The organism is Pseudomonas sp. FW305-7, from assembly GCF_058786735.1.
Window position 1 is genome coordinate 460,265 of the sequence record NZ_JBYSZA010000002.1, and the last position, 12,793, is coordinate 473,057.

Annotated in this window: 12 protein-coding genes and 1 pseudogene; 11 read left to right on the forward strand and 2 right to left on the reverse strand. The window is 59.2% G+C overall.

What is annotated here, in order from left to right; translation table 11 throughout:
- Positions 1-2 precede the first annotated feature (2 nt).
- The 4 genes from ssuC (at position 3) to coaA (ending at position 3,018) form a co-directional block, all read left to right on the forward strand.
- Positions 3-785: an aliphatic sulfonate ABC transporter permease SsuC gene (gene ssuC / locus AC3WMT_RS05205; protein ID WP_103302484.1), complete on the forward strand. Its 783-nt coding sequence runs from the start codon at positions 3-5 to the stop codon at positions 783-785.
- Positions 782-1,588 carry an aliphatic sulfonates ABC transporter ATP-binding protein gene (ssuB, locus tag AC3WMT_RS05210; RefSeq protein WP_103302483.1) on the forward strand — a complete coding sequence of 269 codons (807 nt, stop codon included), beginning with the start codon at positions 782-784 and terminating at the stop codon, positions 1,586-1,588. The genes ssuC and ssuB overlap by 4 nt, the downstream gene beginning before the upstream one ends.
- 106 nt (positions 1,589-1,694) lie before the next feature.
- A complete protein-coding gene (locus AC3WMT_RS05215; protein ID WP_003229256.1) occupies positions 1,695-1,910 on the forward strand; it encodes a TOBE domain-containing protein in 216 nt (71 codons plus the stop codon).
- Positions 1,911-2,064: 154 nt separating this feature from the next.
- Positions 2,065-3,018, forward strand: coding sequence for a type I pantothenate kinase (gene coaA, locus AC3WMT_RS05220; protein ID WP_103302482.1), 954 nt, complete (start codon positions 2,065-2,067; stop codon positions 3,016-3,018).
- 37 nt (positions 3,019-3,055) lie between these two features.
- Here the strand turns inward: coaA and AC3WMT_RS05225 are convergent, their stop codons facing one another.
- Together AC3WMT_RS05225 and AC3WMT_RS05230 are read right to left on the reverse strand one after the other, a co-directional pair.
- Complete coding sequence (locus AC3WMT_RS05225; protein WP_103302481.1) at positions 3,056-3,694, reverse strand: TetR/AcrR family transcriptional regulator; 639 nt, start codon at positions 3,692-3,694, stop codon at positions 3,056-3,058.
- Positions 3,695-3,959: 265 nt separating this feature from the next.
- A complete protein-coding gene (locus tag AC3WMT_RS05230) occupies positions 3,960-5,336 on the reverse strand; it encodes a glutamine synthetase family protein (RefSeq protein ID WP_103302480.1) in 1,377 nt (458 codons plus the stop codon).
- Positions 5,337-5,614: 278 nt separating this feature from the next.
- On the opposite strand from AC3WMT_RS05230, the gene AC3WMT_RS05235 reads away from it, so the two are divergent.
- From AC3WMT_RS05235 to AC3WMT_RS05265, 7 genes and pseudogenes are all read left to right on the forward strand, one after another.
- The gene (locus tag AC3WMT_RS05235) at positions 5,615-5,971 is read left to right on the forward strand and encodes a glutamine amidotransferase (RefSeq protein WP_146041216.1); all 357 of its coding nucleotides are present in this window, start codon (positions 5,615-5,617) and stop codon (positions 5,969-5,971) included.
- Positions 5,972-6,064: 93 nt separating this feature from the next.
- Entirely contained in the window at positions 6,065-7,423 is a 1,359-nt protein-coding gene (locus AC3WMT_RS05240; RefSeq protein WP_007913846.1) for a glutamine synthetase family protein, read from the forward strand.
- A 56-nt stretch (positions 7,424-7,479) separates the two neighbouring features.
- Entirely contained in the window at positions 7,480-8,844 is a 1,365-nt protein-coding gene (locus tag AC3WMT_RS05245) for an aspartate aminotransferase family protein (protein WP_103302479.1), read from the forward strand.
- Between the two features lie 172 nt (positions 8,845-9,016).
- A complete protein-coding gene (locus AC3WMT_RS05250) occupies positions 9,017-10,129 on the forward strand; it encodes a polyamine ABC transporter substrate-binding protein (RefSeq protein WP_103302478.1) in 1,113 nt (370 codons plus the stop codon).
- A 187-nt stretch (positions 10,130-10,316) separates the two neighbouring features.
- Entirely contained in the window at positions 10,317-11,414 is a 1,098-nt protein-coding gene (locus tag AC3WMT_RS05255) for a polyamine ABC transporter substrate-binding protein (protein WP_103302477.1), read from the forward strand.
- A 66-nt stretch (positions 11,415-11,480) separates the two neighbouring features.
- On the forward strand, positions 11,481-12,623 hold the full coding sequence (locus AC3WMT_RS05260) for an ABC transporter ATP-binding protein (protein ID WP_103302476.1): 1,143 nt from the start codon (positions 11,481-11,483) through the stop codon (positions 12,621-12,623).
- Positions 12,624-12,658: 35 nt separating this feature from the next.
- A pseudogene (locus AC3WMT_RS05265) lies at positions 12,659-12,793 on the forward strand (putrescine ABC transporter permease PotH); the annotation flags it as partial.

A 12,793-nucleotide genomic window follows, 5' to 3' on the forward strand; every position in this document is an offset into this window, starting at 1 on the left:
CCATGAAGAAAATCATCCACAGCCTCGCGCCCTGGGCGTTGCCGGTGTTGCTGCTGGCGGTGTGGCAGTTGTCGGTATCGGCCGGTTGGTTGTCGACACGGATCCTGCCGGCACCGGTGGCGGTCATCGAGGCCGGGGTCAGTCTGGTGCGCAGCGGCGAGATCTGGACGCATCTGGCGATCAGCGGCTGGCGCGCGGCGCTCGGTTTTACCATTGGCGGCAGCATCGGTCTGGCACTGGGCTTCATTACTGGCCTGTCGAAGTGGGGCGAACGTCTGCTCGACAGCTCGGTGCAGATGATTCGCAACGTGCCGCATCTGGCGCTGATTCCGCTGGTGATTCTGTGGTTCGGCATCGACGAGTCGGCGAAGATTTTTCTGGTGGCGCTGGGCACGTTGTTCCCGATCTACCTCAACACCTATCACGGCATTCGCAACGTCGATCCGGCGCTGGTGGAGATGGCGCGCAGTTATGGCTTGGGCGGTTTCAGCCTGTTCTGGCAGGTGATTCTGCCGGGCGCGCTGCCTTCGATTCTGGTCGGCGTGCGCTTCGCCCTGGGCTTTATGTGGCTGACGCTGATCGTCGCTGAAACCATCTCGGCCAGCTCCGGCATCGGCTATCTGGCGATGAATGCCCGCGAGTTTTTACAGACTGACGTGGTGGTGCTGGCGATCCTGCTTTACGCGGTGCTCGGCAAACTCGCCGACCTCGCCGCCCGTGGTCTTGAACGTGTGTGGTTGCGTTGGCACCCGGCCTATCAGGTCGCCAAGGGAGGTGCGGCATGACTGCTCAACAACCTCCACGCCTGCTGCGCGGCATTCCGCTGGCGGTGCGCAATCTGCAGAAAACCTTCGGTGCGCGGCAGGTGCTGCGTGACATCGACCTGCACATCCCGGCGGGGCAATTCGTCGCTGTGGTCGGGCGCAGCGGTTGCGGCAAAAGCACCTTGCTGCGCTTGCTCGCCGGCCTCGATCAACCGACTGGTGGCGACTTGCTGGCCGGCGCTGCACCGCTCAGCGATGCGCGGGAAGACACCCGCCTGATGTTCCAGGAAGCACGGCTGCTGCCGTGGAAAAAGATCATCGACAACGTCGGCTTGGGCCTTAAAGGCAACTGGCGTCCCAAGGCGCTCGAAGCGCTGGACGCGGTGGGTCTGGCCGATCGCGCCAATGAATGGCCGGCGGCCCTGTCAGGTGGGCAAAAGCAGCGAGTCGCACTGGCCCGGGCGCTGATCCACCAACCGCGTCTGCTGTTGCTCGACGAACCGCTCGGCGCACTGGACGCGCTGACCCGCATTGAAATGCAGCAACTGATCGAACGTCTCTGGCAGCAACACGGTTTCACCGTACTGCTGGTGACTCATGACGTCAGTGAAGCGGTGGCGATTGCCGACCGGGTGATTCTGATCGAGGACGGCGAAGTCGGCCTTGACCTGCATGTGGAGCTGCCACGCCCGCGTGTACGCGGATCGCACCGGCTGGCGGCGCTGGAAACCGAAGTGCTCAACCGTGTTCTGTCCCTGCCCGGCGAGCCGCCGGAGCCGGAACCCGTTTCACCACTGCCTACGCAATTGCGTTGGGCGCAATGAAGCAGCTGCGAGCTTCAAGCTACAAGCTACAAGTAAAAGCGTTGTGCTTTTGCTTACCGCTTGAAGCTTGTCACTTGCCGCTTATTTCGACCTCAGGAGAAATATCATGACTATCAAAGCCATCAACGTGCGCAACCAGTTCAAAGGCTCGATCAAGGAAATCGTCCTCGGCGACGTGCTGTCGGAAATCGACGTGCAAACCGCCTCGGGCATCGTCACTTCGGTGATCACCACCCGTTCGGTCAAGGAGCTGGAACTGGTGGTCGGCAGCGAAGTGATCGCCTTCGTGAAATCCACCGAGGTGTCGATCGCCAAGTTGTAATCGATGCGGTACACAGGGCCCCGGACGGCTTGAGCCCTCCGGGGTTTTTTCATGCGCGCTTTTCAAAGGCTGTTCAGGCAGACGTTCGTCGGTTTGGAGGCGCCGGGCAGATCTGCTATGTTCCGGCTTTTGTCCGGGCGCCTACAGGAAGATTATGACGACGAAGCAGAATGCCGCAGGGCATTCGCCCGCTCACCGCGAGTACCGGGAATTTACTCGCGAGCAATGGTCTGCCTTCCGGGACGATGCGGCGCAGAGCCTTTCGTCTGCGCAAATGAATGCGTTGATCAGTCCGACACAGCCCATGACGCGTGAGGAGGTAGAAACCATTCTGCTGCCTTTGGCGCGCCTGCTGAATCTGCATGCAGCGGCGGCGCGGTCGCTGGGTCAGGTGCACAGTGAGTTTCTCGGCGAGCCGGCGCACAAACCGCCGTATGTCATCGGCATCTCCGGCAGTGTCGCGGTGGGTAAAAGCAGTTTTGCCCGGGTCTTGTCGGCGCTTCTGTCGTCGTGGCCGGGCTCGCCTGATGTGCAATTGGTGACCACCGACTCGTTTCTGTTGCCGCTGGCGACCCTGGAAAAGAACAACCTGTTGCACCGCAAAGGCTTTCCCGAATCCTATGACCGGGCGCTGCTTCTCGACTTTTTGCACGCCGTGCGCAACGAAGGCCAGCCGGTGCAGATTCCGGTCTACTCGCACGTCCAGTACGACATTCTTCCTGATGAAACGCAGACCATTCAGTCGCCCGATATCATCGTTCTGGAAGGCCTGAATGTGCTGCAAGAGGACAAACGCGACAGTCTGAATGTCCTCGACTTCGTCGACTTTTCGATCTACGTCGATGCTGCGCAAGAGGACATCAAGAAGTGGTACCTCGAACGCTTTGTCTACTTGAAGAACACCGCGTTTCAGTCTGACGAGTCGTACTTCAACAAGTACAAGTCCCTGTCGAATGACGAGGCGCTGTCAGTGGCGTCCGGCACCTGGGACCGGGTCAACCTGAAAAACCTCGTCGAGAACATCCTGCCGACCCGCGACAAGGCCAGCCTGATTCTCAACAAGTCGGCCGATCATTCCATCGACAGGATTCTGCTCCGCGCGATCTGAACAATTCATCGGGCAATGCGCTGTTGTTTGTTACCGGTCAGACGGCAGCTGTTCGCTTGGGCAGATAGAGCGGCAGATACAAGCCCAGATAGGCATCAAATACGCGCATGCCTTCCTCGGCCATGCGCGGGGTGATTTGCCCGTGCTGCTGGACTGACCGGGCGTAGACGCGGTCGCCCAGTTCCATCGCCAGTGCAAACACATCGACGTCGGTGGGCAGTCGCGGCAATTCGAAATGGTGGTCGAACAGCTTGTGCATCAGGTCGCCCAGCTCGATGTCGTGCTGACGGTCAGCCTGAGTCACTTCGGTGAGCCCGTGTTGGGCGAGAATCAACTGCCGGGCGGCGGCGTCTTCGTCGTAGATCTCCAGCATCCGCCGTTCGACCAGCCGCGACAGATCACGCCAGTCGCGCAGGGCCTCGTGATCGATCGGCGCTTGCAGGCAGGCGCGAAACGCGGCGTGAACGTCGGCGGTCAGCGCTTCGAGCAATGCCGGGACGCTGGCGAAAAAGTGATACACGGAGGAGGGCGGAATCTGCGCGCGCTCGGCGACGCTGTAGATCGACAGACTGGCCACGCCCTCGGAAGCCAGCAGCGTACGCGCGGCGTCGAGTATCGAATCGATCCGTGCCTGACTGCGGGCACGGGGTTTGCGGACGGGGGCGGGACGCGTCATGAAAGTCTCCTGCGGGGCAGCGGGCATTGTACGAGCCGGGTTCGATGTTGTCTGCCTGGACGCCATCGCTGGCAAGCCAGCTCCCACAAGGAAAGTTTTTTTGTACTCGGAATTTAGGTTCGACGAAGAACATGTGGGAGCTGGCTTGCCAGCGATCCGCCGCAGGCGGCCATTCACACCAAACACAGGGGATTAATGTTCGGCCATAAAAAAAAACGCCGCTGGCTGAATCAGCCAACGGCGTTTTTTTGCAGCTGCAACCCGCTTAAACGGTATGCAGGTACCAGTTGTATTCAAGGTCGGAGATGGAGTGTTCGAACTCCTCCAGCTCACTTTCCTTACAGGCAACGAAGATATCGATGTATTTCGGATCGATGTACTTGGCCATCACCTCGCTGTCGTCCAGCTCGCGCAGGGCATCGCGCAAGTTGTTCGGCAGGCTTTGTTCGTTCTGCTCGTAGCTGTTGCCTTCGACTGGCGCGCCCGGTTCGATCTTGTTGGTCAGGCCGTGATGCACGCCCGCCAGTACCGAAGCCATCAGCAGGTACGGGTTGGCATCGGCGCCGGCCACGCGGTGTTCGATACGCACGGCATCGGACGAGCCGGTCGGAACGCGAATCGCCACGGTGCGGTTGTCCAGGCCCCAGCAAGGCGAGTTCGGGACGTAGAACTGAGCGCCGAAACGACGGTACGAGTTGACGTTCGGGCAGAGGAAAGCCATCTGCGCGGGCAGGGTCTCGAGCACACCGCCGATCGCGTGACGCAGCGCGGCGTTCTGCTCGGGATCCTCGCTGGCAAAGATGTTCTTGCCGGCCTTGTCCAGAATCGAAATGTGTACGTGCAGACCGTTGCCAGCCTGGCCCGGGTAGGGCTTGGCCATGAAGGTGGTATCCATTTCATGGTCGTAGGCGATGTTTTTGATCAGACGCTTGAGCAGTACCGCGTAGTCGCACGCCTTGATCGGGTCGGCGACGTGGTGCAGGTTCACTTCGAACTGCGCCGGGGCACTTTCCTTGACGATGGCGTCGGCCGGGATGCCTTGCTCTTTGGCACCTTCCAGAATGTCCTGGAGGCAGTCGACGTATTCGTCGAGGTCGTCGATCAAATAGACCTGAGTCGAGTGCGGGCGTTTGCCGGAGATCGGCGAGCGTGGCGGCTGTGGACGGCCGTTCACGTTTTCCTGGTCGATCAGGTAGAACTCGAGTTCGAATGCGGCGCAGATGGTCAAGCCCAGCTCGTCAAACTTTGCAACAACTTGACGGAGCACTTCGCGCGGATCCGCAAAGAACGGGTCACCTTCGAGCTCGTGCATGGTCATCAACAGTTGCGCGGTAGGGCGCTTCTGCCATGGCTCGTTGCACAGGGTGTCGGGGATTGGATAGCAGATACGATCGGCGTCGCCGATGTCCAGGCCCAGGCCGGTGCTTTCCACCGTCGAACCATTGATATCCAGAGCAAATAGAGAGGCCGGCAGGTTGATGCCTTTCTCGTAAACCTTGTGGAGGCTGGTGCGTTCAATGCGCTTGCCGCGCACCACACCATTCATATCCGCAATCAGAAGGTCAACGTACAGAACCTCAGGATGTTCCTTAAGGAACGCGTTCGCTTCGTTGAGCTGAACGGCACGCGGGGGTACCGACATGATGCAACACCTTTGTTGTTAAAAATATCAATCATTGATCTTTTCTGGTTTCAGTCAACCCGAACGGCCTGCCGAAGTCAAGCGAGGCCTTTTTTGCCCTAAAAAAGCGCTGTGAGGGCATTTATGGGGCACTTTCGGGCGGTTTTTTGTCCTTGGGGCAGTTGCCACCCGCGGGCTTGAGCAGGCCGTGTTGTATTTTTTACGGGGGTGTTGTGTAAAAAAATGAACAAGGCTAAGCTCCGGTCAAACCCATAACAGCAATAATACCGGGGTGCTTCATGTCTCGCCTGCCGTTAATCGGCATCACCGACTGCTCGCAACAGTCCGGTCTGCATGCTCATCACATCAGTGGCGACAAAGCCGTCGATAGCGCAGCCAGCAAGGCTCGCCGCTTGCCGACGATGTTCCCGTCCATGACCGTTCGAGCGTCAGCGTCCGATATTCTGGACGTATGGGAAAGCATCCTGTTTATGGCGTCTCCTTCCAATATAGATCTCTTTGAGTCCCAAAGCCTGTGCCGCTCCTCGAGCCGTGCTCATGATTCTGCACGCCTTGAATGTGCACAGGAAATGCAACGCCAGCGTAAAGGGCAGGTAAGCTCCTCTTTCATTGTCTATGCGCGGTGCCAGGCGTAAGCCGGCACTGCGCGAGCAAGCCCCCTTTAACGCGACGCTCCGGCGTCAAACTTTGCCTGACACCACGTCAGGAGACTCAGCCCAGAGGCATTTATGAGTAACAACCTCGACCAGCTCACCGATTGGTTGAAAGACCACAAGATCACAGAAGTCGAATGCATGATCGCCGACTTGACCGGCATCACCCGGGGCAAGATCTCGCCGACCAACAAGTTCATCGCCGAAAAAGGCATGCGCCTGCCAGAAAGCGTGCTGTTGCAGACCGTGACCGGCGACTACGTCGAAGACGACATCTATTACGAACTGCTCGACCCGGCCGACATCGACATGATCTGCCGTCCCGACCAGAACGCCGTGTACATGGTGCCGTGGGCCATTGAGCCAACCGCTCAGGTGATCCACGACACTTACGACAAGCAAGGCAACCCGATCGAGCTGTCGCCGCGCAACGTCCTCAAGAAGGTCCTCAAACTCTACGCCGACAAGGGCTGGCAGCCGATCGTGGCGCCGGAGATGGAGTTCTACCTGACCAAGCGCAGCGACGACCCCGACTATCCGTTGCAGCCGCCGATTGGCCGCTCGGGCCGTCCGGAAATCGGTCGTCAGTCGTTCTCCATTGAAGCGGCGAACGAATTCGATCCGCTGTTCGAAGACGTTTACGACTGGTGCGAACTGCAGGAACTGGACCTCGACACGCTGATCCACGAAGACGGCACGGCGCAGATGGAAATCAACTTCCGTCACGGCGACGCACTGTCGCTGGCCGACCAGATTCTGGTGTTCAAACGCACCATGCGCGAAGCCGCGCTCAAGCACGACGTGGCCGCCACTTTCATGGCCAAGCCGATGACCGGCGAGCCGGGCAGCGCGATGCACTTGCACCAGAGCATCATCGACATCGAGACCGGCAAGAACGTGTTCTCCAATGAAGACGGGACCATGAGCCAGCTGTTCCTGCACCACATCGGTGGCCTGCAGAAACTGATCCCGGAATTGCTGCCGCTGTTCGCGCCGAACGTCAACTCGTTCCGCCGCTTCCTGCCGGACACCTCGGCACCGGTAAACGTGGAGTGGGGCGAAGAAAACCGCACCGTAGGCCTGCGTGTACCGGATGCCGGCCCGCAGAACCGCCGCGTGGAAAACCGCCTGCCGGGCGCCGACGCCAACCCGTACCTGGCGATCGCCGCGAGCCTGCTCTGCGGCTACATCGGCATGGTCGAAGGCCTCAACCCGAGCGCGCCAGTGGTCGGTCGTGGTTACGAGCGGCGCAATCTGCGCCTGCCGCTGACCATCGAAGACGCGCTGGAGCGTATGGAAAACAGCGCGACCATCGAGAAATACCTGGGCAAAACTTTCATCACGGGCTACGTCGCGGTCAAGCGGGCCGAGCATGAAAACTTCAAGCGCGTGATCAGTTCGTGGGAGCGTGAGTACCTGCTCTTCGCCGTCTGATACGCCGGGTGCGGTGCTCAGGCGCCGCGCCTTCACCGATAACAAGGAGAATTGGCATGACCAGCAACAACCCGCAAACCCGTGAGTGGCAAGCGCTGAGCAGCGATCACCACCTGGCCCCGTTCAGCGACTTCAAGCAGCTGAAAGAGAAAGGCCCGCGGATCATCACCAACGCCAAGGGCGTTTACCTGTGGGACAGCGAAGGCAACAAGATCCTCGACGGCATGGCCGGGCTGTGGTGCGTGGCCATCGGTTACGGTCGCGATGAACTGGCCGACGCCGCCGCGAAACAGATGCGCGAACTGCCTTACTACAACCTGTTCTTCCAGACCGCCCACCCACCGGCGCTGGAACTGGCCAAGGCTATCGCCGATGTCGCGCCGGAAGGCATGAACCACGTGTTCTTCACCGGCTCCGGCTCCGAAGGCAACGACACCATGCTGCGCATGGTTCGCCACTACTGGGCGATCAAGGGTCAGCCGAACAAGAAAGTCATCATCAGCCGCAAAAACGGTTATCACGGTTCGACCGTGGCCGGCGCTAGCCTCGGCGGCATGACCTATATGCACGAGCAGGGCGACTTGCCGATTCCGGGCATCGTCCACATCGCCCAGCCGTACTGGTTCGCCGAAGGCGGCGACATGTCGCCGGAAGAGTTCGGCATCTGGGCGGCCAATCAGCTGGAAGAGAAAATTCTCGAAGTCGGCGTCGACAATGTCGGTGCCTTTATTGCCGAGCCGATTCAGGGCGCCGGCGGCGTGATCATTCCGCCAGACACCTACTGGCCGCGCATCAAGGAAATCCTCGCCAAGTACGACATCCTCTTCGTCGCCGACGAAGTGATCTGCGGTTTCGGCCGTACCGGCCAATGGTTCGGCAGCGATTTCTACGACCTCAAACCGGACATGATGACCATCGCCAAGGGCCTGACCTCCGGCTACATCCCGATGGGTGGCCTGATCGTGCGCGACGAAGTGGTGAAGGTGCTCAACGAAGGCGGCGACTTCAACCACGGCTTCACCTACTCCGGTCACCCGGTGGCGGCAGCGGTGGGTCTGGAGAACATCCGGATTCTGCGCGACGAGAAAATTATCGAGAACGCCCACAACGAAACGGCACCGTATTTGCAGAAACGTCTGCGCGAGCTGAACGATCACCCGTTGGTGGGGGAAGTGCGCGGGGTTGGTCTGCTGGGGGCGATCGAGCTGGTGCAGGACAAGGCCACTCGCAAGCGTTACGAAGGCAAGGGCGTCGGCATGATCTGCCGCCAGTTCTGCTTCGACAACGGGCTGATCATGCGCGCCGTGGGCGACACGATGATCATCGCGCCGCCGCTGGTGATCAGCAAAGCGGAGATCGATGAGCTGGTTACAAAGGCACGCAAGTGTCTGGACCTGACCCTCAGTGCGTTGCAGGGCTAAGTGCTAGGCTTTGGGCGGGGGAGCTGCGGCGCTCTCGCGCAAAGCTGTCAGAAAGGCCGGTCTTTTCTTGAAAGACCGCCTCGGATCTTGCCAGACTAGCCGCGGTTCCAGTTGTCCGGGTTCGGCCGCTGAACAAAGTGGTTCAAAAAAGAAAAATTTGGAGCATTAACGCATGAAGGCATTAGGCAAAAAGCTTGCTGGCAAGACACTTCTCGCCCTGTCCGTCGCGGGCATGATGGCGGGTGCGGTTCAGGCGGACGACAAGGTATTGCACGTCTACAACTGGTCCGACTACATCGCGCCAGACACCGTTGCCAAATTCGAGAAAGAGTCGGGCATCAAAGTCGTCTACGACGTGTTCGACAGCAACGAAACCCTGGAAGCCAAACTGCTGGCCGGTAAATCCGGTTATGACGTGGTGGTGCCTTCCAACAACTTCCTCGCCAAGCAGATCAAGGCCGGCGTTTATCAGGAGCTGGACAAGTCCAAGCTGCCGAACTGGAAGAACCTTGATGAAGACCTGCTCAAGGCCGTTGGCGATGCCAGCGACCCGAGCAACAAGCACGCTTTCCCTTATATGTGGGGCTCCATCGGCATCGGCTACAACCCGGCCAAGGTCAAGGCTGCGCTGGGCATCGACAAGATCGATTCGTGGGACATCGTGTTCAAGCCAGAGAACATCGAGAAACTCAAAAGCTGCGGCGTGAGCTTCCTCGACGCCCCGACCGAAATGATTCCAGCGGCCCTGCACTATCTGGGCAAGCCGACCAACAGCAAGGACAAGGCTGATCTTAAAGCCGCCGAAGACCTGTTCCTCAAGGTGCGTCCTTCGGTTGCGTACTTCCACTCCTCGAAATACATCTCCGACCTGGCCAACGGCAACATCTGCGTGGCTGTCGGTTATTCGGGTGACCTGGAGCAATCCAAGACCCGCGCCAAGGAAGCCGGTGACAAGGTCAAACTGGCCTACACCATTCCCAAAGAGGGTGCTGGCACTTTCTACGACATGGTCGCCATTCCCAAGGATGCCGAAAACGTCGAGGCCGCCTACAAATTCATGAACTACCTGCTGCAGCCGGAAGTGATGGCCGAGATCACCAACGCCGTGCGTTTCCCGAACGGCAACAAGGCGGCCACGCCACTGGTGGACAAAGACATCACCAGCGATCCGAGCATCTACCCTTCGGCTGAAGTGAAGAAGCAGCTCTATGCGATCAGCGATCAGGATGCAGCGACCCTGCGCCTGATCACTCGCAGCTGGACCAAAATCAAATCCGGTAAATAAGCCGGTTTGAAGCAGCAACCGCTGGCCGTCGTCACCGCGAAGGCGGCCAGCGGGATAATTAAATGACAGAAAGTTTTGCTGGAACGGTTTTTCGAGGGTAAGTTGCGCGCCGGTTTTGTTGCCGGGCAGCCATGGCTGTCATGCAGCGCGGGGCAACTTGGGCCCAACTAATTTAGAGGACCTCCACTTGCCTATTTTTTCTTCTTTGCGCAATGCCCTGCTGGCCACTGCCGGCCTGACGATCGCTGTCGGAGCCCAGGCCGCCGGTACGGTGCATATTTATAACTGGTCGGACTACATTGGCGAGACGACCCTGGCGGACTTCCAGAAAGACACCGGAATCAAACCGGTCTACGACGTCTTCGATTCCAACGAAACCCTTGAAGGCAAGCTGCTGGCCGGGCGTACCGGTTACGACGTGGTTGTGCCGTCGAACCACTTCCTCGGCAAGCAGATCAAGGCGGGCGCGTTCCAGAAGCTCGACAAGTCGCAGCTGCCGAACTATTCCAATCTCGACCCGGCGCTGCTCAAGCGTCTGGAGCAGAACGATCCGGGTAACCTGTACGCCGTGCCGTACCTGTGGGGCACCAACGGCATCGGTTACAACGTCGACAAAGTGAAGGCCGTGCTCGGTGTCGACAAGATCGATTCGTGGGGCGTGCTGTTCGAGCCGGAGAACATCAAGAAGCTGCAAAGCTGCGGCGTGGCGTTCCTCGACTCGGCTGATGAAATGATGCCGACCGTGCTCAACTATCTGGGCCTGAATGCCAACAGCACCAATCCCAAGGACTACGCAAAGGCCACCGACAAATTGCTCGCGGTGCGTCCTTACGTGACCTACTTCCACTCCTCGAAATACATCGGCGATCTGGCCAACGGCGACATCTGTGTGGCGATCGGTTTTTCCGGCGATATCTTCCAGGCGAAGAATCGCGCGGCAGAAGCCAAGAAAGGCGTGAACATCGCGTACACCGTCCCGAAAGAGGGCGGCGCCCTGTGGTTCGACATGCTGGCAATCCCCAAGGATTCGTCCAACGTGAAAGAGGCCCATGCCTTCATCAACTATCTGCTGAAACCTGAGGTGATTGCCCAGGTCAGTGATTACGTCGGTTACGCCAACCCCAACCCCGGGTCGGACAAGCTGATGGAACAATCCATCCGTACCGATGCATCGGTTTATCCACCGCAGGCTGTGATCGACAAGGCTTACGTGTCGATCGAGTTGCCACCGAACATTCAACGTCTGATGACCCGCAGCTGGACCAAGGTCAAGTCGGGTATGTAAGGCACACACTATCCAGGGTTCGCCTGCGTGGGCGAACTGCACTGTTTTTTTCTGGGAGTTTCGTAAATGGCAGTTGCCTCCGGCGCCTATAAGAAAGCCCTCGAGGGCGACCAGACACCTAAGCAGGTGTTGGTCAAAATCGACCGGGTCACGAAGAAGTTCGACGAGACGATTGCCGTGGACGATGTGTCCCTGGAAATCAAGAAAGGCGAGATCTTCGCCCTGCTCGGCGGTTCGGGATCGGGCAAATCCACTCTGCTGCGGATGCTGGCAGGGTTCGAACGGCCCACGGAGGGGCGCATTTTCCTCGACGGCGTCGACATCACCGACATGCCGCCGTACGAACGTCCGATCAACATGATGTTCCAGTCGTACGCCTTGTTCCCGCACATGACCGTAGCGCAGAACATCGCGTTCGGCCTGCAGCAGGACAAGATCCCCAAGGCCGAGATCGACGCCCGCGTGGCCGAGATGCTCAAACTGGTTCAGATGAGCCAGTACGCCAAGCGCAAACCGCATCAACTGTCTGGCGGTCAGCGTCAGCGGGTGGCGCTGGCGCGTTCGCTGGCCAAGCGGCCGAAGCTGCTGCTGCTCGACGAACCGATGGGCGCGCTGGACAAGAAATTGCGTTCGCAGATGCAGCTTGAGCTGGTCGAAATCATCGAGCGCGTGGGTGTGACCTGCGTGATGGTGACGCACGATCAGGAAGAGGCCATGACCATGGCCGAGCGCATTGCGATCATGCACCTGGGCTGGATCGCCCAGATCGGTAGCCCGATCGACATCTACGAAACCCCGACCAGCCGTCTGGTCTGCGAATTCATCGGCAACGTGAACATCTTCGAAGGCGAAGTGATCGACGACGCCGAAGGCCACGCGACCATTACCTGCAAGGACCTCGACCGGCAGATCTACGTCGGCCACGGCATCAGCACCTCGGTGCAGGACAAGTCCGTGACCTACGCGATCCGTCCGGAGAAACTGCTGGTCACCGCCGATCAGCCGACCTGCGAATACAACTGGTCGAGCGGCAAGGTGCATGACATCGCTTACCTCGGCGGGCACTCGGTGTTCTACGTCGAATTGCCGAGCGGCAAACTGGTCCAGTCGTTCGTCGCCAACGCCGAACGCCGTGGCGCACGTCCAACCTGGGGCGATCAGGTTTACGTGTGGTGGGAAGATGACAGCGGCGTGGTACTTCGCTCATGAACATGCGCAAGTTCAAACGACGGCTCAACCGAATAATTCCCAATGGCCGCCAACTGGTCATCGGGGTTCCGTTCATCTGGCTGTTCCTGTTCTTCATGCTGCCGTTCTTCATCGTTCTGAAGATCAGCTTCGCCGAAGCCGACGTGGCCATTCCTCCGTACACCGAGATC

Excerpts from the sequence above, each read along its gene's own strand:
- ssuC (WP_103302484.1), top strand. The coding sequence starts at position 3 with ATGAAGAAAATCATCCACAGCCTCGCGCCCTGGGCGTTGCCGGTGTTG.
- ssuB (WP_103302483.1), top strand. The coding sequence starts at position 782 with ATGACTGCTCAACAACCTCCACGCCTGCTGCGCGGCATTCCGCTGGCG.
- AC3WMT_RS05215 (WP_003229256.1), top strand. The coding sequence starts at position 1,695 with ATGACTATCAAAGCCATCAACGTGCGCAACCAGTTCAAAGGCTCGATC.
- coaA (WP_103302482.1), top strand. The coding sequence starts at position 2,065 with ATGACGACGAAGCAGAATGCCGCAGGGCATTCGCCCGCTCACCGCGAG.
- AC3WMT_RS05225 (WP_103302481.1), bottom strand. The coding sequence starts at position 3,694 with ATGACGCGTCCCGCCCCCGTCCGCAAACCCCGTGCCCGCAGTCAGGCA.
- AC3WMT_RS05230 (WP_103302480.1), bottom strand. The coding sequence starts at position 5,336 with ATGTCGGTACCCCCGCGTGCCGTTCAGCTCAACGAAGCGAACGCGTTC.
- AC3WMT_RS05235 (WP_146041216.1), top strand. The coding sequence starts at position 5,615 with ATGTCTCGCCTGCCGTTAATCGGCATCACCGACTGCTCGCAACAGTCC.
- AC3WMT_RS05240 (WP_007913846.1), top strand. The coding sequence starts at position 6,065 with ATGAGTAACAACCTCGACCAGCTCACCGATTGGTTGAAAGACCACAAG.
- AC3WMT_RS05245 (WP_103302479.1), top strand. The coding sequence starts at position 7,480 with ATGACCAGCAACAACCCGCAAACCCGTGAGTGGCAAGCGCTGAGCAGC.
- AC3WMT_RS05250 (WP_103302478.1), top strand. The coding sequence starts at position 9,017 with ATGAAGGCATTAGGCAAAAAGCTTGCTGGCAAGACACTTCTCGCCCTG.
- AC3WMT_RS05260 (WP_103302476.1), top strand. The coding sequence starts at position 11,481 with ATGGCAGTTGCCTCCGGCGCCTATAAGAAAGCCCTCGAGGGCGACCAG.